We start from the raw sequence: 22,123 nt of genomic DNA on the forward strand, positions 1-22,123 counted from the left end.
GTCAACAACTGTTGGTCAACGCTTGTTGACATCAATGTAGGACCGGCTGAGCTCTAAGTCAACGGTTGTTGGCCTACAATTGTTGGCATGCGACGACCGGCAGCCGAGACCAAGTCCGTCATCCTCGCCGCGGCCCGCGAGCGCTTCGCCGCCGACGGGTACGAGCGGGCCACCATCCGGGCCATCGCGGGCGATGCCGGCATCGACCCGTCGATGGTGATGCGGTACTACGGCAACAAGGAGCGGTTGTTCGCCGCGGCCGCCGAATTCGATTTGGAATTGCCGGATCTCGCCTTGGTGCCGCACGACCAACTGGGCGCCGCGATGGCCGCGCATTTCCTCGAGCGCTGGGAGCGCGACGAAGCACTGCTGATCCTGTTGCGGGCCGGCGTGACGAATGACGCCGTCGCCGAGCGGATGCGGACCATCTTCGCCGCCCAACTCGCCCCGGCGATCGCCAAACTCACCGCAGATGCGCCCGACACCGCGACCCGGGCGAGCCTGGTCGCCTCGCAGGTGCTCGGCATGGCGCTGTGCCGCTACGTTCTGGCCTTCGGGCCACTGGTGGACATGGACCGCCAGCAGGTCGTCGACTGGTTGGGCCCCACCCTGCAGCGGTATCTGGTCGGCTAGATCCGCTCGATCACCGAACGCAGCAGCGCACCCATCCGGGTCGCGGACCGGCGTCCGGCCTCGAGCACCTCGGCGTGGCTGAGCGGTTCGCCGGTCATCCCCGCGGCCAGGTTGGTCACCATCGAGATGGCCAGTACCTGCAGGCCCGCGGCCCGGGCAGCGATCGTCTCGTGCACGGTCGACATTCCGACCAGGTCGGCGCCCAGGGTGCGCAGCATCCGGATCTCGGCCGGAGTCTCGTAGTGCGGGCCGGGCAGTCCGGCGTACACGCCCTCGGCCAGCGTGGGCTCGATGTCGCGGGCCAGGGCCCGCAGCGTGGGGGAGTAGGCGTCGACCAGATCGACGAACTGCGCGCCGACCAGCGGGGATCGTGCGGTGAGATTGAGGTGGTCGCTGATCAGCACCGGCTGGCCGACCTGATATTCGGCACGCAGGCCGCCTGCGGCGTTGGTGAGCACCACGGTCGATACGCCCGTGGCCGCCGCGGCCCGCACCGGATGAACCACATGCTGCAGGTCATGGCCTTCGTAGGCGTGGATGCGCCCGGCCAGCACCAGGACGCGATGGTCACGGATGCGCAGCGAGTGGACCTGACCACCGTGCCCGGCCGCGCTCGGCGGGGTGAAGCCCGGCAGATCGGCCATCGGCACGGTGGCGACAGCGTCGCCGAGCTCGGCCACCGCGGGCGCCCAGCCCGATCCGAGCACGACCGCGACGTCGTGGCGCTCGGTGCCGGTGCGCTCGGCGATGGCTTCTGCGGCGCTGGAGGCCTGCGGGTCGGTCACGATAGGCGAGCTTATCCGCCGGAAACGGGCAGTGAGATACTGCGAGGATGCCGTCTGCCACCGCCTCGCTGAGCGTCGAGGACGCGATCAATCGGCGTCGTGGCGACCTCATCGAGCTCTCGCACTCGATCCACGCCGAGCCCGAACTGGCATTCGCCGAGTACCGCAGCTGTGCCAAGACGCAGGCGCTGGTGGCGGAGTACGGATTCGACATCACCGCCGCCCCGGGTGGACTGGACACCGCGTTCCGGGCGACGTACGGCAGTGGCCCGCTCGTCATCGGAATCTGCGCCGAGTACGACGCACTGCCCGAGATCGGGCATGCGTGCGGACACAACATCATCGCGGCCTCGGCCGTCGGCACCGCCCTGGCCTTGGCCGACGTCGCCGACGACCTGGGCCTGACCGTCGTGCTCGTCGGGACCCCGGCCGAGGAGCTCGGCGGTGGAAAAGTATTGCTGCTCAACGCCGGAGTGTTCGACGACATCGCCGCGACGGTCATGCTGCACCCCGGGCCGGTGGACATCGCCGCGGCCCGCTCGCTGGCGCTGTCCGAGGTGACGGTCGATTACACCGGGCGGGAGTCGCATGCGGCTGTGGCTCCCTATCTCGGCATCAACGCCGGCGACGCGGTCACGGTCGCGCAGGTGGCCATCGGTCTGCTGCGCCAGCAGCTGATGCCAGGCCAGATGGTGCACGGCATCGTGACCCACGGCGGGCAGGCCACCAACGTCATCCCCGGCCGGGCCGAGATGCGCTACACCATGCGGGCCACCGACATGCCGGCGCTGCGAGAGCTGGAAGGCCGCATGGCCGGATGCTTTTCGGCCGGAGCGCTGGCGACCGGCTGCGAGCACCAGGTCACCGAGATCGGTCCCGCCTACGCCGAATTGGCGCCCGACCCATGGCTTTCCGAGACCATCCGCGCCGAGATGCGGCGCCTGGGCCGTAGTCCGTTGCCGGAGAACGTGGAGGCAAGTGTGCCACTGGGCAGTACCGATATGGGCAACATCAGTCAGGTGATGCCCGGCATCCATCCGGTGATCGGTATCGACTCGGGCGGGGCGGCGATCCACCAACCTGCGTTCACCGCGGCAGCGGCCGGTCCCAGCGCCGACAAGGCCGTGCTGGAGGGCGCGATCATGTTGGCGCGCACCGTGGTTCAACTGGCCGAGACGCCGGCCGAGCGCGATCGGGTGCTTCAGGCGCAGCAGGTCAGGCGGGCCTCATGAGTGTGTTGTCGCACGCTGCTGCCCGCTGGTTGTCGGCCAACTACGACGAGATGGTGTCGTGGCGGCGGCATCTGCATGCCCATCCGGAGCTGGGCCGCCAAGAGTTCGCCACCACCGAATTCGTGGCCCGCCACCTGGCCGACGCCGGGCTGAATCCCAAGGTGCTGCCGGGCGGTACCGGTTTGACCTGTGACTTCGGGCCCGAGGACGGTCCACGGATCGCCCTGCGGGCCGACATGGACGCTCTGCCGATGGCCGACCGTACGGGCGCGTCCTATGCCTCGACGGTTCCCAATGTCGCGCACGCCTGCGGGCACGACGCGCACACCGCGGTGCTGCTCGGCACGGCGATGGCCCTGGCGTCGGTGCCGGAGTTGCCGGTCGGGGTCCGGCTGCTGTTCCAGGCCGCCGAGGAGCTCATGCCCGGTGGCGCCATCGATGCGATCAACGCGGGCGTGCTGACCGGCGTGAGCCGGATCTTCGCGCTGCACTGTGACCCGAGGCTGGCCGTCGGTCGGGTGGCCACCAAGCCCGGTCCGATCACCTCGGCAGCCGACTCCATCGAAATCACCCTGCACTCGCCCGGCGGGCACACTTCCCGGCCGCACCTGACCGGTGACCTGGTCTACGGGTTGGGCACGCTCATCACCGGGTTGCCCGGCGTGCTGTCGCGTCGTATCGACCCCCGCCACGACACCGTGATGGTGTGGGGTGCGGTCAATGCCGGTGTGGCCGCCAACGCCATCCCGCAGATCGGCACTCTGGCCGGCACGATCCGTACCGCCAGCCGCGATACCTGGTTGACGCTGGAATCCATTGTGGAAGAGACGGTTACGGCGCTACTGGCCCCGCTCAACATCACCCACAGCCTCAACTACCGGCGCGGCGTGCCTCCGGTGGTCAACGAAGAGGTGTCCACGCGCATCCTCACCCACGCGATCGAGAGCGTCGGTCCCGACGTGCTCGCCGACACCCATCAGTCGGGCGGCGGTGAGGACTTCTCCTGGTACCTCGAAGACGTGCCCGGCGCCATGGGCCGGCTCGGGGTGTGGAGCGGGCAGGGTCCGCAGCTGGATCTGCACCAGCCCACGTTCGACATCGACGAGCGTGCGCTCGGCGTCGGCGTGCGCACGATGGTCAACATCGTCGCCGCCTCTGCCTAGCTACGGTCCGATGTTGCGCGCCGGACGGGTCCGCAGATCGTGCACGTACTCTTCGGGCGCGCCGGCAATCTCCGCGGCATCGGCCATCACCCCGAGGTAGCGGGCGGAGGGCAGACCGCCCTCCCAGGCGTCGACCACGTAGAGCCAGGCCAGCACCGGATCGGTGTTGGTGTCCGACGACAGCCGGTGCACCCGGCAGCGGATCTTCTTGTGGAACCCGAGTTCGGAGCCTTCCCACCGGTCGAGCGAGTGCTCATCGGCCGGCGTCATGTCGTAGAGCACGACGAACACCTTCGACAGCGGGTCCTGGACGACGGTCGCCAGCGCGCCTTCCCAGCCGATGTCCTCACCGCCGAAAGTCAGCCGCCAGCCGTGCAGCCAGCCGGTACCCGCCATCGGCGAGTGCGGAGCCCGCTCGAGCATTTGCTCCGGGTGCATATTCGATCCATACGCGGCGTAGAGCGGCACGGTTAGACAGCTTAATCGGCGAAGTTGGTTAGGTTGGTGCCGTGGCTACCCGCATCGTGATCATCGGCGGAGGACCCGCCGGCTATGAAGCGGCGCTCGTCGCCGCGGCCCGCGGCCCGGAGGTCGCTCACGTCACCATCGTCGACAGCGACGGCATCGGCGGCGCGTGCGTCCTGTGGGATTGTGTGCCGTCCAAGACGTTCATCGCCTCCACGGGTGTGCGTACCGAGCTGCGGCGAGCCCCCAACCTGGGATATTCGCTGGATTTCGAGCAGTCCAAGATCTCGCTGCCGGAGATCAACGAGCGGGTCAAGACGTTGGCCACCGCCCAGTCCGATGACATCGCCGGAAGGCTGCGCGGCGACGGCATCGAGCTGATCGCGGGCCGCGGCGAGCTCATCGACGACGTTCCCGGCATGGCTCAGCACCGGGTCAAAATCACCGGCGCCGACGGCGCGGTCAGCCATTTGACCGCCGATGTGGTGTTGATCGCCACAGGTGCCAGCCCGCGGGTGCTGCCGAACGCCGCGCCCGACGGGGAACGCATCCTCAACTGGCGCCAGCTCTACGACCTCGACGCGCTGCCCGAACACCTCGTGGTGGTGGGCTCGGGTGTCACCGGCGCGGAGTTCGTCAACGCCTACACCGAGCTCGGCGTGACCGTGACGGTGGTGGCCAGCCGTGACCAGATCCTGCCGCACGAGGACTCCGACGCCGCCGCGGTGCTGGAGGAGGTGTTCTCCGAACGCGGTGTCACGCTGATCAAGAATGCCCGGGCGGAGTCGGTCACCCGCACCGAGGACGGGGTGCTCGTCACCATGGCCGACGGTCGTACGGTCAAGGGCAGCCACGCCCTGATGACGGTCGGTTCGGTTCCGAACACGAGTGGCCTCGGCCTTGAGCGCGTCGGCATCGAACTCGGGCCGGGCAATTACCTCAAAGTCGACCGGGTGTCGAGGACCACGGTGCCCGGCATCTACGCGGCGGGGGACTGCACAGGGTTGCTTCCACTGGCCTCGGTGGCAGCCATGCAGGGACGTATCGCGATGTATCACGCGCTGGGCGAGGCGGTGGCCCCGATCCGGTTGCGGACCGTCGCCGCAGCGGTCTTCACCCGCCCGGAGATCGCCGCCGTCGGCGTGCCGCAGGCCGCGATCGACGACGGGTCTGTGCCGGCCCGCACCCTGACGCTGCCGCTCAACACGAATGCCCGTGCCAAGATGTCCAGCCTGCGCCGCGGCTTTGTCAAGATCTTCTGCCGCCCGGCGACCGGCGTGGTGATCGGCGGCGTGGTGGTGGCACCGATCGCCTCCGAATTGATCCTGCCGATCGCGCTGGCCGTGCAGAACGGCATCCCGGTCGACGAGCTGGCCCAGACCTTCTCGGTGTACCCGTCGTTGTCCGGCTCGATCACCGAGGCGGCACGCCAGTTGATGAAACACGACGACCTGGACTAGAGAATCGGGCGGATCCCACGTCGTCCACGTAGCCTGGGGATCGTGACTGACCCGATCTCAGCACCGGGCGACGGGCAAACCTTCCTCGGACCGCAGCAAAGGGCGCAAGCCTGGCAACGACTCGGCAGCGAACAATTCGACGTGGTGGTGATCGGCGGCGGTGTCGTCGGGGCCGGCGCGGCTCTCGATGCGGCGACGCGCGGACTGAAAGTCGCCCTCGTCGAGGCCCGCGACTTCGCGTCGGGCACATCCAGCCGCAGCTCCAAGATGTTCCACGGTGGGCTGCGCTATCTGGAACAGTTGGAGTTCGGGCTTGTTCGTGAGGCCCTGCACGAGCGTGAACTGAGTTTGACGACGCTGGCGCCGCACCTCGTCAAGCCGTTGCCGTTCCTGTTCCCGTTGACCAACCGTTGGTGGGAACGGCCCTATGTGGCGGCCGGAATTTTCCTCTACGACCAACTTGGCGGCGCGAAATCCGTTCCGGCACAAAAGCATTTGACCAAGGCAGGAGCGCTGCGGCTGGCGCCCGGGCTCAAGCGCAGCTCGCTGATCGGCGGGATCCGTTACTACGACACGGTTGTCGACGACGCCCGGCACACCATGACCGTGGCGCGCACGGCTGCCCACTACGGCGCGGTGGTGCGCTCGTCGAGCCAGGTGGTGTCGCTGTTGCGTGAGGGCGATCGCGTGGTGGGCGTGACCCTGCGTGATTCCGAAGACGGCGCCACCACCGAGGTGCGCGGCCATGTGGTCGTCAACGCCACCGGAGTGTGGACCGACGAGATCCAGGCACTGTCCAAGGAACGCGGCCGATTTCGCGTGCGCGCCTCCAAAGGCGTGCACATCGTGGTCCCGCGGGACCGGGTCGTCAGCGAGGTGGCGATCATCCTGCGCACCGAGAAGTCGGTGCTGTTCGTGATCCCGTGGGGCACACACTGGATCATCGGCACGACCGACACGGACTGGAACCTCGACCTCGCACATCCGGCGGCGACCAAGGCCGACATCGACTACATCCTTGGTCATGTCAACACGGTGCTGGCCACGCCTCTGACCCACGATGACATCGACGGCGTCTACGCCGGGCTGCGGCCGCTGCTGGCCGGTGAGAGCGAGGAAACCTCCAAGCTTTCACGTGAGCACGCCGTCGCGGTGCCGTCCCCGGGTCTGGTGGCCATCGCGGGCGGCAAGTACACCACCTACCGGGTGATGGCGGCCGACGCGATCGACGCTGCCGCAGAGTTCATTCCGGCCCGGGTGGCGCCGTCGATCACCGAGAAGGTCCCGCTGATGGGGGCCGACGGCTACTTCGCGCTGATCAATCAGACCGAGTTCGTCGGGAAGCATTACGGGCTGCATCCGTACCGGGTGCGGCATCTGTTGGACCGCTATGGCTCGCTGATCGGCGAGGTGCTCAAGATGGCGATCGATGAGAACGGAGTCAGGTCCGATCTCCTCGAACCCATCACCGATGCACCGGTGTATCTCAAGGTCGAGGCCTACTACGCGGCCGCCGCCGAAGGCGCGCTGCATCTCGAGGACATCCTGGCCCGCCGGATGCGGATCGCGATCGAATACCCGCACCGTGGCGTCGATTGCGCGCGCGAGGTGGCCACCGTCGTGGCGCCCGTGCTGGGATGGAGTGCCGAGGACATCGATCGTGAGGTCGACACCTACATCGCCCGGGTGGAGGCCGAGGTGCTGTCCCAGACCCAGCCCGACGATGAGTCCGCCGATGCCCTGCGCCAGGCCGCGCCGGAGGCACGCGCCGAGATTCTCGAACCCGTGCCGTTGAATTGAGAAAGCCCCCACCGTTGCCGGTGCGCGACGGCCTCGGGCCGGCGCGGTTGCGGTTGTCGGGCGGCAGCGTGTACGACGAGTTGCAGACCCGATTCGGTATCGGCGCGAAAGTCCTTGCCGGGGAAGTGCTTCTGCCGGACGGTACGACGGTCGATGCGACGACGACGCTGCCCGCCGGGGCGCACGTCTACTTCTACCGTGATCTGGCCGACGAGGTCGAGGTGCCGTTCGACATCCCGGTGCTCTATCGCGACGACGACATCGTCGTGGTCGACAAGCCTCACTTCATGGCCACCATGCCCCGCGGTGGTCACGTCGCGCAGACCGCGCTCGTACGGCTGCGTCGCGAACTGGACCTGCCGGAGCTGAGCCCTGCCCATCGGCTCGACCGCCTGACTGCCGGCGTGTTGCTGTTCACCGTGCGTCGTGAGGTCCGCGGCCGCTATCAGCGGTTGTTCGCCGAGGGCGGGACACGCAAGACGTACCTTGCTCGCGCCGAGGGCACGGCCGGGGTGTCGTTGCCCACCACTGTGCGTAGCCGGATCATCAAGCACCGCGGTCAATTACAGGCATTCGAGGAGGCCGGAGAACCCAACGCCGAGACGTATGTCGAGGACATGGGGATGGGCCTCTACCGATTGTCGCCTCGCACCGGGCGGACGCACCAACTGCGGGTACACATGGCCTCGATCGGATTGCCGATCATCGGTGATTCGTTGTATCCCAAAGCGGTCGACGTCGAGCCCGATGCTTTCGACGATCCACTGCAATTGCTGGCCCACCGCCTGGAATTCACCGACCCGATCACCGGCGAGCTGCGCGTATTCGTGAGTGCCCGGGCATTGGGCTGAAGCATTGCATGACCGGAGTGCGGTGGTGGTCTACTGACGGGGTGAACCGTCAGAAATTTGACCATCTGTTCGACATGACCGACCGGACCGTGATCGTCACCGGTGGCACCCGTGGCATCGGATTGGCTCTCGCCGAGGGCTTTACGCTGGCCGGCGCCCGGGTGGTGGTCGCCAGCCGCAAGCCTGAGGCCTGCGAGCGGGCGGCCGAGCGCCTGCGCGAGCTCGGGGGACAGGCGATCGGGGTGCCCACCCACAGCGGAAACGTTGATGACCTGGGTGCGTTGGTGGAGCGCACGGTCGCCGAGTTCGGCGGGGTCGACGTGGTGGTCAACAATGCCGCCAACGCGCTGGCGCAGCCGTTGGGGCAAACCACTCCGGAAGCGTGGGCCAAGTCGTATGAGGTGAATCTGCGCGGACCGGTGTTCCTTGTGCAGCATGCGCTGCCGCATCTGAAGGCCAGCCCGAATGCGGCGGTGCTCAACATGGTGTCGGTCGGGGCGTTCATGTTCGCACCGGCGCTGTCGATCTACGCATCCGGCAAGGCCGCGCTGATGTCGGTGACCCGGTCGATGGCGGCCGAGTTCGTGTCATTCGGTATCCGGGTCAACGCCCTGGCTCCGGGACCGGTGGACACCGACATGATGCGCGGAAACCCGCAGGAGGCAATCGATCACATGATCGGTGGCACCTTGATGAACCGCCTGGCCAGCCCAGACGAGATGGTGGGTGCGGCCTTGCTGATGTGTTCGGACGCAGGCAGCTACATGACCGGGCAGGTGGTCATCGTCGATGGCGGGGGGACACCGCGGTGACTGCTCCGGTGTACGACGACTTCACCGTTCCCGTCGTGCTGCAGGGCACGGACAGTACGCGCGTGTGGCGCAGTCGGGCACATCAGACTTTGACGATGTCGCCGGCCGGGATCACTTTCGAACGTCGCGGGAAGACAGTGGAGTTCGGGTGGCACGACATCACCGGGATCGCCATGCTCAATATGAGCGGGTCCATTCGAATCACCTTCAATGCGTGGGCCATCTGCGCACAGGGGGTGGATCCGATCTACCCCCATGAGTTCGAGAAGCAGTGGCCCACCGGGCAGATCGGGCGCTGGCTGGCGCGCTATCGGCCTGATCTGGTGCTGCCGGCCGACGGAGCGATGTTGCCGTTCGGCATACCGCGTGAGTACTACCGGTGGGTCATCCCGTTCGCTGTGGTGGTCGGGTTTGTGGGTTCGTTCCTCGCGGCCAAATCGTTTGTGCGTGGACTCGGCATGATGGCGGCCATGGTCTTGATGACGCTGCCTTTCACTTCGCCTCGGCGCTTGCGGATCGGTGGATACGTCTTGGTTACCGTCATGCTGGCCTGGCTGCTCGGGATCGGATTCCTGTGGCTCGTGCCGATCAACGGGCACAAGTTGTGACGCTCACTTCCCCTTTGTGAAGGGGGCCGACTCGCTCAGGCTGCCGGTGCCGACGGACAGGATCTGGCTGCGGTTCTCCACGTGCAGAGCCGTTTCCAGGCAACCTGCATCGAGGTTGGCCCAGAGCACCTGTTTGGTCGATTCGAGCCCGAATTTCCCATAACTGCACAGTGTTTCGGCGATTTCGAGGGCCGCGTCGAGCAGGTTCGCGGTGTCGTCGACGACGCGGGTGACCAGGCCGAGGCGCATCGCCTCGGCAGCGTCGACCGCACGGGCGGTGAGGATCAGGTCGAATGCCGGGCCGGCGCCGATGATCCTGGGCAAGGTGTAACTCACCCCGATGTCGCAGCCGCCGATGCCCAGCTTGATGAACTGCGTGCAGAACTTCGCCGACGGCCCGGCGATCCGGATGTCGCTGGCCGCGGCCAGCGCGAAGCCGCCGCCGTAGGCCGCGCCGTTGACCGCGGCGATGACGGGCTGGCGCAGCCGGTGCAGTTTGACCGTCAGGTTCGCGATGCGTTCCTGCCACCGCATGCCCGAGCGGGGGAACTCGGTGCCGCCGCCTGCCTCCGGCGGGTTGGGATCGCTCAGGTCGAGGCCCGAGCAGAAGCCGCGTCCCGCGCCGGTGAGCACCACGACGCGGCACTCGTTGTTCGCCGCGATCGAGTCCAAGGTGGCGTGCAGCGCCTCGACCAGCTCGTAGGACAACGCGTTGAGCTTCTCGGGGCGATTGAGCGTGATGACGGCGATATCGGGCCGGGGGAAGGCTAGGTCGAGAGGCATGAGCGGACCCTAGCCCGTGCTGTGCCACCCATTGACGCCAACGGCGATCATGCGGAGTTGTTTGACGGCGGTGCGGTGGATGGCGTCGACCGCGGATGCGTCGCCTGCATCCTCCAGTGCCTCCGCGATCGAGATCATCGCATTGACGAACAGGCTGGCCAGGATGTTGAGGTCCTCGCTGCTCCAGTCCTTGAGGGCAGGAAAGCGGGCCAAGTCGATCGCGAGCTCGGAGGTGATCAACCGGATCTCGGTGCGAATCGCATAGCGCAACACCGATACCCCGCTGGAGCGCTCGCGGGCGATGAACCGCCAGTGCTCGCGCCGGTCGTTGAAGCTGCCGATCAGGATCTCGGCCGACGATTCGATGACGTGGTGCGGGTCGAGCTTGCCGGCGCGAGCGCCGCGCAGCATGTCGCGCAGGGACCGGAAGGACTCATCGATCAGCACCAGGCCGAGCGCGTCCATCGAGTCGAAGTGCCGGTAGAACGCCGCCGGCACGATGCCGGCCTCCCGGGTGACCTCTCGCAGCGACAGCGCACTGAAGCTGCGCTCCTCCAGGAGCGTCAGTGCGGCGGCGATGATCGCGCGCCGGGTGGCCTCTTTGCGTTCTTCCCTGGACAGCGTGTCGCGCGAACGCGAGCTCGACGTTCTTGAGCTCGATGTTCTGGAAGTGGGCGTACGTTTGTTCACTGATGTGAACCCTACCACTTGCTGCATTTTCATCGTTGACAGATCCCGGTGTGCTCGCGCACTGTGTACATATGTTCACTCAAACCATGACCCAAGGGGTTGGCCGCAGGCTACTGGCCGGACCGCGAATGAGTGCGCTCGCGAACTTGCTGACCGGCCCCCACGGCGTTGACCGATACACAGAGCTGGTCGAACCGACCTGGACCCGCGGCGACGCCCGCGCCAAGGTGGTGGCCGTGCGGCGGCAGACGTCGCGCAGCGTGACGCTGACCTTGGAACCCAACGCGGCTTTCGCCGGGTTCCGGGCCGGCCAGCACATCAACCTGTCCGTCGAAATCAACGGCCGACGCCGTACCCGGTGCTATTCGCCGGCCAGCGCCGAAGGGGCATCGCGCCTCGAGTTGACCATCGGCCGACACGAAGGCGGGCTGGTCTCGAACTACCTGTGTGACCATGCCTATCCGGGGATGGTGCTTGGCCTCGACTCGGTCGGCGGAGACTTCGTCCTGCCCGAGACGCTGCCGAAGCGCATCCTGTTCGTCTCCGGCGGCAGCGGCATCACCCCGGTGCTGTCCATGTTGCGCACGCTGCGTGCACAGGCGTTCACCGGGGAAATCGCCTTCCTGCACTACGCGCGTGGTGTTGAGGAGGCGTGCTACCGCGCCGAGCTTGCGGAGTTCGCCGCCATGCCCGGCGTGCGGGTCCTGCACGGCTATACCCGTGATGGCCGCGAAGGTGATCTCGACGGGCACTTCGATGCCGCCCACCTGAGCGCGGCCATTCCCGGCGGCGATCCCGAGGCGGTCTTCGTCTGTGGTCCGCCCGCTCTCGTCGACGCTGTCCGGCTGCACTGTCCGGACGCGATCTCAGAGAGCTTCGTGCCCCCGACCTTCGCGGTGCCGACAGACGCCATCGGCGGTACCGTCGCATTCACCAGCAGCGGCATCGAGGCGACCAATGACGGTCAGACCCTGCTGGCGCAGGCCGAAGCTGCGGGGCTGTCGCCTGAGAGCGGATGCCGAATGGGGATCTGCCACAGCTGCACCCGGTTCAAGCGCAGCGGAGCGGTCCGCAACCTGATCACCGGCGCGGTTTCGACCGCTGATTGCGAAAACATCCAGATCTGCGTCACCGCACCCGTCGGTGACGTCGCCATCGATCTTTAAACGAAAGGACTTGCCATGTCCGACAAGACCTACACCCTGACCCCCGAGCAGTTCGAGGAATTCGGCGCCGAACTCGACACCATCCGCGAAAAGGCGATTGCCGATCTCGGCGAACGCGACGCCGAATACATCCGCGGCATCATCAAGATGCAGCGCAAGCTTGAGGTTGGCGGCCGGGCTCTGCTGTTCCTGCCGCCGGCCTGGCCGGTCGGCACCGTGATGCTCGGACTGTCGAAGATTCTCGACAACATGGAGATCGGCCACAACGTCATGCACGGTCAATACGACTGGATGGGCGATCCCGCGCTGCGAGGCCATAACTTCGAATGGGATTCGGCCTGCCCGTCGAATCAGTGGCGGCACTCGCACAACTACATGCACCACACCTACACGAACATCGTCGACATGGACCGCGACATCGGCTACGGCGTCCTGCGGATGAGCGAGGACCAGAAGTGGAGCCCGTACTACCTGGGCAATCCGGTGTACGCCTTCCTGCTGATGGTGTTCTTCCAGTACGGCGTGGCCCTGCACGAGCTCGAGACCGAGCGGATCCGCTCCGGCGAGATCAAGTTGCGGGACAAGAAGGACATGCTGCGCGAGATGTGGGCCAAGGTGCGCAGGCAGACCGTCAAGGACTATGTGGCCTTCCCGTTGTTGGCGGGCCCGTTCGCGCCATTTGTGTTCGCAGGCAACATGACTGCCAATCTGATGCGCAACGTCTGGTCCTACACCATCATCTTCTGCGGACATTTCCCCGAGGGCACCCAGGAGTTCACCATCGAGGAAACCCAGGACGAGACGCGCGGCCAGTGGTACTTCCGGCAGCTGTTGGGTTCGGCAAACCTGTCCGGTGGCAAGTGGTTCCACATCTTCAGTGGCAACCTGTCATTCCAGATCGAACACCACCTGTTCCCGGACATCCCGGCGCACCGCTACTCCGAGATTTCCGGTGAGGTCAAGGAGATCTGCCAGCGATACGGCCTTCCCTACAACAGCGGCCCGATCCACAAGCAGTTCGCCTCGGTGGTCCGCAAGATCGTGCGGCTGGCCTTCCCGTGGGGCGGTAAGCCAAAAGATCCCGAGCCAGCTACCAAAGAGACTGCGCCGGAACCGGATTCGCAGGCCATTTGCGAGCCCGAACTCGTCAACTGCTGACCGCCAGGCTGCACTGCAGCAGTACCGTGTCCAACCATTGTCCGTGCTTGTAGCCCACCGCACGCAGTCGACCCGCCTCGGCGAAACCGTGCTTGCGGTGCAGGGCAAGTGATGCCGTGGCCTCCTCGGCATCGACCACCACGGCGATGACCTCACGAATGCCCGCTGCGGTACAGCCCTCGAGCAGTCCTTGCAACAACAGAGTCCCGATGCCACGGCCGGCGCACTGCGGGGCGAGGTAGATCGAGTTTTCCACTGTGTGCCGGTAGGCCGGCCGCATCTTCCACGGTGCGCAGTACGCGTAGCCGACGATCTCACCATCGAGTATCGCGGTGAGGAACGGCAATTCACGTTCGCGGGCCGTTGCGAGCCGACGCTCCCACTCCTCGCGATACGGCGGAATCAACTCGAACGTGGCCACCCCGGTCTCGACATGGTGGGCATAGATGGCGCCGATCGCGGCGAGGTCATCCGGTGACGTGGGGCGCACGGTCGCGGCGTCGGTCATGTTCTCACCCTAAGCGGCGCTGATCCGGTCGGACTACATCGGAAGCGCAATCTACATCGGCCTCCGCACGGCGCACGAGGTCAAACTGAAAGCCAGCGGCGCAACGCCACTCAGAATGGTGGGGGTGGTTCGTAGTGTTCGGCGATCCAGGCTTGGAATTGGTGTTCGTGTTCGAGGTTGTTGTTGAGTTCGGCGCGTAGGCAGCGTTCTTCGGTGATGCGGTGTTGGCGGTCTTGTTCGCGGGTGCGGTGGCGGGTCGGCATCCTCGCGCCGCGGTTGGGGTGGGGTGTCTGGGGTTCGGGCTGGTGCAGGTTGCCGGTCGGTGTGGCTAATGCCGGGAACATGGCGGCGCCGTGGGGTTCGGTGATGTAGGTGTGTCCGGTGGGTGCGGTGAATTCGATGGTGCCGTCGGGTAATTGGCGATCAGACCAGCCGGTGCTGAAAGTTTTCAGTAGGTGATGGGCCCGGCAGTAGAGCTTGTTGTTGGACGGGTGGGTCGGTCCGGTCGGGTAGGGCATGGTGTGGTCGATGTCGCAGCGTTGGGCGGGGGCGTCGCAGCCGGGGAATCGGCAGGTCAGGTCGCGCCACTGGATGAATGCGGAGAGCCCCGCCGAGGGGCGGTAGCCGGGCTCACCCACTTCGCTCGGTTGGAGGGATTCCTCCGTCACGCCTGACTCAACTGACTCCGCGGGTCCGGCGGATGCCTCAGGCGGTTCGGCGGGCGCGGCCGTCTCGGCGGGTATGCGCACGGGCTTGAGTTTGGCGGTGGCCACCAGATCGCGCACTGATTGGGCGGGCAGGATGCCATGACCGGGTAGGTAGCCGGGATTGTTGGAGGTGCCGTCGATGGTGGCCTGCTCGGCCAGCACATGGATGACCGCGGCATTGGCGGCGGCGCGTTTCTGGGTGGCCGGGCATTCGGGTAACCCGCACAGGCACTGTAGTTGGGCTTCCATGCGGGCCACCGGTCCGATCGCGGCAGCACGACGCTGCGCATGCGTACGCGGATCGTTGTCACAGACCGTGTTGGCCACCGCATCCAGGCGCTGATCCAGTGCCGCCGCGTCGACGGCATCGACGTTGGCCCATAGTGTGGCCCGTCCGGGACTGCCGGGGTCGATCTGAACGAACGCGTCTTCGGTCAGATCCGGTGGCACCCGCACTCCGTGGGGGTCGAGTTTGGTGACCTGCTGATCGACGCGTTCGCGTAGTTGCCGTTCGGACAGTCGCATCCAGCTCCGTGCCCGCGAGGCCAGTGCCTCATCGAGCTGTGCCCACACCGAGGAATGCATGGTTTCGGTGCGGGCGATGATGATGCTCACCACCCGATAGTCGATGTCGCCGGCAGCGAAGCGGGCCGCCACCAGCGGCAGTTTGTCGCGCAACACCCGGGCCCGCCGGATCTGGGTACCGGCCCGGCTGCGGCTGATCCGCAGGGCGGCCGAGATTTCGGCGGCCACCTCCTCAAACGGATCAGTGGTCCAAAAGATCGTCTCGGCCAACTCCTGTTCCCGGCGGGTATCCAGTTCCCCGATCGCGGCCAACCGCGCCGCGATGGCCGCCGATTCCGCGCGCGCCCCAGCGGTGATCGCGTCGATCAGCGCCGCACCACCATGATCGGAATCTCCGTCGAACATGTGTTCGATTATGCCACCGCCCGGGGACATGCCGACGCGTTATCCACAGCGTACGATTCATCCACAGATGCTGCTGTGCAAAGCAATTCAGACTTGACAGGTGGGGCACCAGTAGGTCACCCGCTCGCTGGCGGCGTCGGTCTCGATCAATGTCCCGCATCGGCGGCAGGGCTCACCCGCGCGGCCGTAGACCCACAGCTGCCTCCCGTTCCGCGTATCTCCAGTTGTGGTCCGATTCCACCGGGATCTATTGAGCCACAGCATGTCCCGGGCGCGTTGCACCACGCGCAACGGGTCGGTCAGCGTACTGACGGGCGAGGTCGGCAGCCGGCCGAAGACGAAACACAGCTCATTGCAGTAGACATTGCCGACACCGGCCATCACCCGCTGATCGAGCAGCGCCGGGGCCAGTGGACGGTCCGGATCGGCGGTCAGGTTGGCTGCCGCAGTGCGTGGCTCCCAGTCCGGGCCGAGCAGGTCCGGACCCAGGTGTTCCACTGCCGCCATGTCGATGTCACGGTCCAGCACCTCCAACAAGCCGAGGTCGATCCCGGTCGCCCGGCTGTCGGCCGTCTCCAGCACGATACGGATCCGGTGTGCGGCGCCTTTGGTCCATCCGATGCGCCAACTGCCCTCCATCTTGAGATGGGAGTGAATGCTGGCCGGACCGACCCGAATGAACAGATGCTTACCGCGGCTGACCACCTCGTCGACGACCTGCCCGGTCAGATCGACCGTGGCATAGCGGGGCACCCGGATGTCGCAGCGGGTCAACGTCTTGCCCACCAACGCGTCGCGCAGCGCGGTGGCGGTGTGGAAGACGGTGTCGCCTTCGGGCATGCCCTATTGAACCAGCCTCAGAGAGTGCTCCCACAGTCGTTCTGCGTTGGACGGGTCCAGTGCGTATCGGGCGACACCGGATATCCCGAACTCGTCCCGGCGATCAACGACTTTCGCTTCGTTGCAGTCATCGAAGTACCGTCCGCCGATTCCTTCCAACAGCGGTGAAGCGGCCAGCAGCACCGAGGTGGCCGCCCCCTGCTCGACAGTTTTGAGTCGGCTGCCCGCCTCCCGGAACCGTTGTGCCGCCTCGGCGCCGTAGGCCGGATCAAGGTGGCGCTGCAGCGCTGTCAGGATGCCGCCGGGCATCAACGCGTTCGCGGTGATTCCGTCGTCGGCCCAGCGGCGGGTGGCTTCCACAGCGAACAAAACATTCGCTGTCTTGGACTGGCCATATGCCCCGAACGGGTCGTAGTCACGGAACGCGTAGTCGATGTCGTCGAAAACAACGGGGGAGCGCAGGTGCCCCGACGAACTGACCGATACGACGCGGGCGCCGCCGGCTGCGGCAAGAGCAGAGTGCAGACCCGTGGTGAGTGCGAAATGGCCGAGATGGTTGGTGGCGAACTGCAGCTCGTGACCACGCGAGGACAGCGTGAGCTCCGACAGCGCCATCACTCCCGCGTTGTTGACCAGAATGTGCAGCGGCCCGGACCAGTCGCGGACGAACGACTCCACGCTGCTGAGGTCGGTCAGGTCCAGGCGGCCGACTCGGATCGAGTTGTTGCCGGTCGAAGTACGGAGTTCGTCGGCGATGCGCTCGCCTGCTGCAATGTCGCGGACCGCCATGGTGACAGTGGCTCCAGCGGCCGCGAGAGCACGTGCCGTCTCGACGCCGATGCCCGAAGCCGCGCCGGTGACGATGGCCGAGCGACCGGACAGGTCCACTCCGGCGATCACTTCCGAGGCGGTTGACTCGAAGCCGAATGGCGTGCTGATGGGGGCTGTCATGCGTCTCAACAACAATGCACGGCCGGGCACTGTTCCCGAGGGCTACCGCAACCGCAAACCGCGTGGCGTGCGAGAAAATCCGGCTCCGGTCAACGCCTCCTGCACGGCGGCGCGGTCCGCGTCGACCCCGGGGTCGAGCACGGCGACTCCGTTGATCCGTTCTACCAGCAGCGACGGCATCCGCCCGGCGGTCACCAGGTCGGCCAGTGCACCCGCGGCCGCTCGTAGTGTGTCCGGATCGGAGGTGAAGCTGAGGAGGGTGCGCCCACCGCGTTCCAGGAACCACACCAATTGCCCGTCGACCAGAGCCACGAGGGCTCCCGCCTTGCGGCCAGGCCGGTGAGAGTCCTCACCGCCCCGTTCAGGCCAGGCCAGCGCGGCCCCATAGGGATTGGCCGGGTCGGTCGCGGCGAGCACGACGGTGTGGTACTCGGGCCGGTGGGGATCCACCCCGTCGAGGTAGGACCGCAACCGGTCGACCGTCGAGGCGGCCGCGAACTGCGCACCCCCCAGCGACTCGACGAAATAACCGCGTTGGCAACGGCCCGCATCCTCGAACGCACTCAACACCTTGTACAAGGTGGCAAATCCGCCCGGCACGCCCTCGGCCGCTGCCGCTCCCTTGGTGAGCACGCCATGCCGGTTGAGTAGCAGCTCGGCCTGGAAATGGGCACGCACGGTCGAATCCGGTTCTGCGCCAGGCAATGCCGACCATCGGCCGGACACCATCGGATCGGCTGCCCGGCTGTGGGGACGCGCCACGCTGTAGCGACTGAGCCGGGGCGGGCGCTGACGCTGCCGATGCGCCGGTGTGCCTGAGCGGCGGGGACCGGACAGCATCGCCCGTACGGGGGCGAACGTGTCCCCGGTGACCCAGCCGGCCCAGATGAGTTCCCACAAGGCGGTTTTCAGTTCGGATTCGCCGGCCTGATCGGTGAGTTGACGGAAGAAGTACGCACCGCCGTGTCCCAGCGTCTCCATGATCGCGCGGTGGATGTCGGTGAATTCGATCTCAGCGGGAGCGGGCAGTGTCAGTGGCGCAGTCTCGGCCAGGTGGAAGGACACCCAGCCGTCACCGCCGCCGATCTGGCCCGCACCCGACCACATGACCTCGCCGGAGGCCAGCAATTCGTCGAGCATGGCCGGCTGGTAATCGCGTACCCGCTGGCCGAAGACCAGCGACTCCAGCGCCGACGCGGGAATGAGGACGCCGGCCAGTTGCTCGATCACCGCGGCCAGGCCGTCGCTGCCCGTGCTGTGGGTGGACCCGACGTGCTGCCAGGAAGGCAGGAAGCGACCGTAGGCAGCGGTGCTGACCGGCTCGACCTGGGCACGCAACGCGGCCAGGGAGCGGCGCCGCAGGATTCTCAATACTTCGGCGTCGCACCACTGGTCGCCCGGAAGATCGTCGACGAACTCACCACGCACCAGTCGGCCGTCGACCGCCATGCGGCCCAGCACATCCGCGGTCACCCGCAGTCCCAGCCCGAACCGGGTGGCCACCTCGGTGGTGGTGAACGGCCCGTGGGTGCGGGCGTAGCGGCCGATCAGATCGCCGAGCGGGTCCGAGACCGATTCGGTGAACGCCGCAGGCACCCCGACCGGCACGGGGGCGCCAACCCCGTCGCGCAGCAGGCCGATGTCTTCCACTGCCGCCCACCAGGTCTGGCCCGCATAGGTCACCGGCAGTGCACGCTTGGCGGCATGCAACCCATCGAGCCAGCCCCCGATGGAGTCGGTGGTGGCACGCGCGGCGATCTCCGACTCGGTGAGCGGCCCCAGCATCCGCAGCAGATCGGTCACCGCCTCGGCGTCCCGCGCCGCCCGTTCCTCGGTCAGGTGTTGCAGCTGTGCCGATGTCGAGGCGATCACCGCCGGATCCAGCAGCTCGCGTAGCTCGACGCGGCCCAGCAGTTCGGACAGCAGCACGGTGTCCAGCGCCAGCGCCGCGGCGCGCCGTTCGGCCAGCGGGCTGTCGCCCTCGTACATGAAGGCGCCCACATAGCCGAACAGCAGTGAGGCTGCGAACGGCGACGGGACTGCGGTTTCCACTTCGACCAACCGCAGCCGGCGCTGTGCGACCCGCCGCATCAGCTCGGTCAGGGCAGGCACGTCGTACACGTCCTGGAGGCATTCCCGCACTGTCTCCAGCACGATGGGGAAGTCCGGGTATTTGCGGGCGATGTCGAGCAGTTGCGCGGCGCGTTGCCGTTGATGCCACAACGGGGAACGCTTGCCAGGGTGTCTGCGCGGCAGCAGCAACGCACGTGCGGCGCATTCACGGAACCGGGACGCGAACAACGCCGAACCGCCCACTTCCGCGGTGACGATGGGCTCGATCTCGTCGGCGTCGAACACGAACAGATCTGCACCCGGCGGGTTTTCGCCGCTGTCGGGCAGCCGCACGATGATGCCGTCGTCGGAGGCGGTCGGCTTCTCGTCGATGCCGTATCGTTCCCGCAGCCGCCGGCCCACGGCCAGTGCCAATGGTCCATGGACCCTGAGCCCGTACGGGGAATGCAGGATCACCCGCCAATCGCCGAGCTCGTCGCGGAAGCGTTCCACCACGAACGTGCTGTCACTGGGAACGACGCCGGTGGACTCCCGCTGATCGTGCAGCAGCCGGTAGAGGTTGTCGGTGGCGAAGCCGGCGAAACCCATTGTCTGACAGCGCTCGTCGAACTCAGCGCGACCGAGTGCGGCAAGCTCGCCGGTGAACGCCCCGACGGCCGCGCCCAGCTCGGCGGGCCGGCCCACGCTGTCGCCGCGCCAGAACGGCAACCGCGCGGGTTGACCCGGGGCCGGGATGACCAGCACCCGGTCGTGGGTGATCTCGGTGATCCGCCAACTGGTGGCACCCAGGGAGATGACGTCGCCGGGGCGCGACTCGTACACCATCTCCTCGTCGAGTTCGCCGACTCTCGAAGGCTTTTCGGACTCGGTGGCCAGGTAGACGGTGAACAGCCCGCGGTCGGGGATGGCCCCGCCGGACGTGACGGCGAGCCGTTGGGCGCCGGGGCGGGCGGTCAAGGTTCCGGTGTCGCGGTCGTACACCAGCCGCGGCCGCAGTTCGGCGAACTCGGTGGACGGATACTTCCCGGACAGCAGGTCCAGCGTTGCCTCGAAGGCGCTGCGCGGCAACGTGGCGAAGGGCGCGCTACGACGTACTGCGTCGAACCAGGCGTCGGCGTCCACCGGTTCCAGGGCGGCCACCGCCACAGTGTGCTGGGCCAGCACGTCGAGCGGACTGGCCGGGACGTGCATGGTCTCGATGTCGCCGGAGCGCATGCGCTGCACCGCCACCGCACAACCGATCAGATCGGTGCGGTGCTTGGGGAACAGGACGCCCTGGGAGATCTCGCCGACCTGGTGGCCGGCGCGCCCGATGCGCTGCAGGCCGCTGGCCACCGACGGCGGCGATTCGACCTGGATCACCAGATCGACGGCACCCATGTCGATGCCCAGCTCGAGGCTGGACGTGGCGACGACAGCGCGCAGCCGGCCACTCTTCAGGTCGTCCTCGACCTGCGCTCGCTGCTCTTTGCTGACCGAACCGTGGTGGGCCCGCGCCAGCAGTGGCAAAGCGCCGTTGGCTTGACCGCTGGCCATGAGCTGGGCCGGGGCGCCGCCACCGACCTGGGGGTTGTGCGTGGACGGCAACTCGATGCCGGACCGTTCGGCATGAATCTCGTTGAGCCGTGAGGTCAGCCGTTCGGCCAGCCGGCGGGAGTTGGCGAACACGATCGAGGACTGGTGCGCCTCGATCAGATCCACGATGCGTTCCTCGACATCGGGCCAGATGCTGTTGTTGTCGAGGTTGGCCATATCCGGAACGGGCACCTGTACCGACAGGTCGAAGGTCTTGCCCGCGGGAGGGGCCACGATGGTGGTGGGGGCATGCCCGGAGAGGAATCGCGCCACTTCCTCCGGTGGGCGCACCGTCGCCGACAGGCCGATCCGCTGGGCCGGCTTGTCGAGGAGCTGGTCGAGCCGTTCGAGTGAAAGCGCCAGGTGTGCACCACGTTTGGTGGCAGCGACGGCGTGAACCTCGTCGACGATGACGGTCTGGACCGAGGCCAGCGTCTCGCGGGCCGCCGAGGTCAGCATCAGGAACAGTGATTCGGGCGTGGTGATCAGGATGTCGGGCGGCTTGCTCAGCATCGCGCGCCGTTGGCTGGGTGTGGTGTCCCCGGAACGGACGCCGACGCTGATCGAGGGGGCCGGCACGCCGTGGCGCTCGGCGACCCGGGTGATACCGGTCAGCGGGGTGCGCAGGTTGCGCTCGACGTCGACGGCCAGGGCCTTGAGCGGCGATACGTAGAGCACCCGGGTGCCCGAGCGGGGACCGGACGGCAGCTGGGCCAGCTCGTCGATGGCCCACAGGAACGCGGCGAGCGTCTTGCCCGAGCCGGTCGGGGCGATGACCAGGGTGTTGTCGCCCTCGGCGATGGCGGACCAGGCCTGTGCCTGCGCGGCCGTCGGCGCCGGGAAGGCAGCCGTGAACCACTCCCGGGTCAGCGCACTGAACCGGGCCAGCGGATCGGCCGGCGTGGTGGTCATCTAGCCATACTGCCGCGCGGC

Annotated in this window: 19 protein-coding genes; 10 read left to right on the forward strand and 9 right to left on the reverse strand. The window is 67.1% G+C overall.

Annotation, left to right across the window (positions count from 1 at the left end; all coding sequences use genetic code 11):
• Positions 1-87 precede the first annotated feature (87 nt).
• Entirely contained in the window at positions 88-633 is a 546-nt protein-coding gene (locus H977_RS0106860) for a TetR/AcrR family transcriptional regulator (RefSeq protein ID WP_029107160.1), read from the forward strand.
• Here the strand turns inward: H977_RS0106860 and H977_RS0106865 are convergent.
• Positions 630-1,418, reverse strand: a complete 789-nt coding sequence (locus H977_RS0106865) for a purine-nucleoside phosphorylase (protein ID WP_029107161.1) — start codon at positions 1,416-1,418, stop codon at positions 630-632. The genes H977_RS0106860 and H977_RS0106865 overlap by 4 nt on opposite strands.
• A 47-nt stretch (positions 1,419-1,465) precedes the next feature.
• On the opposite strand from H977_RS0106865, the gene H977_RS0106870 reads away from it, so the two are divergent.
• Together H977_RS0106870 and H977_RS0106875 are read left to right on the forward strand one after the other, a co-directional pair.
• Positions 1,466-2,650: a M20 family metallopeptidase gene (locus tag H977_RS0106870; protein ID WP_029107162.1), complete on the forward strand. Its 1,185-nt coding sequence runs from the start codon at positions 1,466-1,468 to the stop codon at positions 2,648-2,650.
• Positions 2,647-3,813 carry a M20 family metallopeptidase gene (locus H977_RS0106875; RefSeq protein WP_029107163.1) on the forward strand — a complete coding sequence of 389 codons (1,167 nt, stop codon included), beginning with the start codon at positions 2,647-2,649 and terminating at the stop codon, positions 3,811-3,813. Before H977_RS0106870 ends, H977_RS0106875 begins: the two co-directional genes overlap by 4 nt.
• On the opposite strand, the gene H977_RS0106880 is transcribed toward H977_RS0106875, so the two are convergent.
• A complete protein-coding gene (locus H977_RS0106880; RefSeq protein ID WP_029107164.1) occupies positions 3,814-4,281 on the reverse strand; it encodes a gamma-glutamylcyclotransferase family protein in 468 nt (155 codons plus the stop codon).
• A gap of 41 nt (positions 4,282-4,322) precedes the next feature.
• Between H977_RS0106880 and H977_RS0106885 the strand changes: the two genes are divergently transcribed.
• From H977_RS0106885 to H977_RS0106905, 5 genes are read left to right on the forward strand one after another with little or no spacing between them, the layout of a single operon-like run.
• The gene (locus H977_RS0106885) at positions 4,323-5,738 is read left to right on the forward strand and encodes an NAD(P)H-quinone dehydrogenase (RefSeq protein WP_029107165.1); all 1,416 of its coding nucleotides are present in this window, start codon (positions 4,323-4,325) and stop codon (positions 5,736-5,738) included.
• Positions 5,739-5,780: 42 nt separating this feature from the next.
• Positions 5,781-7,538, forward strand: coding sequence for a glycerol-3-phosphate dehydrogenase/oxidase (locus H977_RS0106890; protein ID WP_029107166.1), 1,758 nt, complete (start codon positions 5,781-5,783; stop codon positions 7,536-7,538).
• 20 nt (positions 7,539-7,558) lie between these two features.
• Positions 7,559-8,389, forward strand: a complete 831-nt coding sequence (locus H977_RS0106895) for a pseudouridine synthase (RefSeq protein WP_051288701.1) — start codon at positions 7,559-7,561, stop codon at positions 8,387-8,389.
• A gap of 41 nt (positions 8,390-8,430) precedes the next feature.
• The gene (locus H977_RS0106900; RefSeq protein WP_029107168.1) at positions 8,431-9,201 is read left to right on the forward strand and encodes an SDR family NAD(P)-dependent oxidoreductase; all 771 of its coding nucleotides are present in this window, start codon (positions 8,431-8,433) and stop codon (positions 9,199-9,201) included.
• On the forward strand, positions 9,198-9,809 hold the full coding sequence (locus H977_RS0106905) for a hypothetical protein (protein ID WP_029107169.1): 612 nt from the start codon (positions 9,198-9,200) through the stop codon (positions 9,807-9,809). Before H977_RS0106900 ends, H977_RS0106905 begins: the two co-directional genes overlap by 4 nt.
• Before the next feature lie 3 nt (positions 9,810-9,812).
• On the opposite strand, the gene H977_RS0106910 is transcribed toward H977_RS0106905, so the two are convergent.
• Positions 9,813-10,592, reverse strand: a complete 780-nt coding sequence (locus H977_RS0106910) for an enoyl-CoA hydratase/isomerase family protein (protein WP_029107170.1) — start codon at positions 10,590-10,592, stop codon at positions 9,813-9,815.
• A 9-nt stretch (positions 10,593-10,601) separates the two neighbouring features.
• Positions 10,602-11,282, reverse strand: coding sequence for a TetR family transcriptional regulator (locus H977_RS0106915; protein ID WP_029107171.1), 681 nt, complete (start codon positions 11,280-11,282; stop codon positions 10,602-10,604).
• 71 nt (positions 11,283-11,353) lie between these two features.
• On the opposite strand from H977_RS0106915, the gene H977_RS0106920 reads away from it, so the two are divergent.
• Both H977_RS0106920 and H977_RS0106925 read left to right on the forward strand, forming a co-directional pair.
• The gene (locus tag H977_RS0106920) at positions 11,354-12,448 is read left to right on the forward strand and encodes a ferredoxin reductase (RefSeq protein WP_029107172.1); all 1,095 of its coding nucleotides are present in this window, start codon (positions 11,354-11,356) and stop codon (positions 12,446-12,448) included.
• Between the two features lie 15 nt (positions 12,449-12,463).
• Complete coding sequence (locus H977_RS0106925) at positions 12,464-13,606, forward strand: fatty acid desaturase family protein (protein WP_029107173.1); 1,143 nt, start codon at positions 12,464-12,466, stop codon at positions 13,604-13,606.
• Here H977_RS0106925 and H977_RS0106930 read toward each other — a convergent pair.
• The 5 genes from H977_RS0106930 to H977_RS0106950 all read right to left on the reverse strand — a co-directional run bounded on the left by H977_RS0106930 (position 13,596) and on the right by H977_RS0106950 (position 22,102).
• Complete coding sequence (locus H977_RS0106930) at positions 13,596-14,114, reverse strand: GNAT family N-acetyltransferase (protein WP_029107174.1); 519 nt, start codon at positions 14,112-14,114, stop codon at positions 13,596-13,598. The two genes, H977_RS0106925 and H977_RS0106930, sit on opposite strands and share 11 nt — an antisense overlap.
• Before the next feature lie 110 nt (positions 14,115-14,224).
• A complete protein-coding gene (locus H977_RS0106935) occupies positions 14,225-15,751 on the reverse strand; it encodes an HNH endonuclease signature motif containing protein (RefSeq protein WP_029107175.1) in 1,527 nt (508 codons plus the stop codon).
• A gap of 87 nt (positions 15,752-15,838) precedes the next feature.
• Entirely contained in the window at positions 15,839-16,591 is a 753-nt protein-coding gene (gene nei2 / locus H977_RS0106940) for an endonuclease VIII Nei2 (protein ID WP_029107176.1), read from the reverse strand.
• 3 nt (positions 16,592-16,594) lie between these two features.
• The gene (locus tag H977_RS0106945; RefSeq protein ID WP_029107177.1) at positions 16,595-17,542 is read right to left on the reverse strand and encodes an SDR family NAD(P)-dependent oxidoreductase; all 948 of its coding nucleotides are present in this window, start codon (positions 17,540-17,542) and stop codon (positions 16,595-16,597) included.
• A gap of 42 nt (positions 17,543-17,584) precedes the next feature.
• Positions 17,585-22,102: an ATP-dependent helicase gene (locus tag H977_RS0106950; RefSeq protein ID WP_029107178.1), complete on the reverse strand. Its 4,518-nt coding sequence runs from the start codon at positions 22,100-22,102 to the stop codon at positions 17,585-17,587.
• Positions 22,103-22,123 lie beyond the last annotated feature (21 nt).

The sequence above is a fragment of the Mycobacterium sp. URHD0025 genome (assembly GCF_000426065.1).
Lineage (GTDB): Bacteria > Actinomycetota > Actinomycetes > Mycobacteriales > Mycobacteriaceae > Mycobacterium.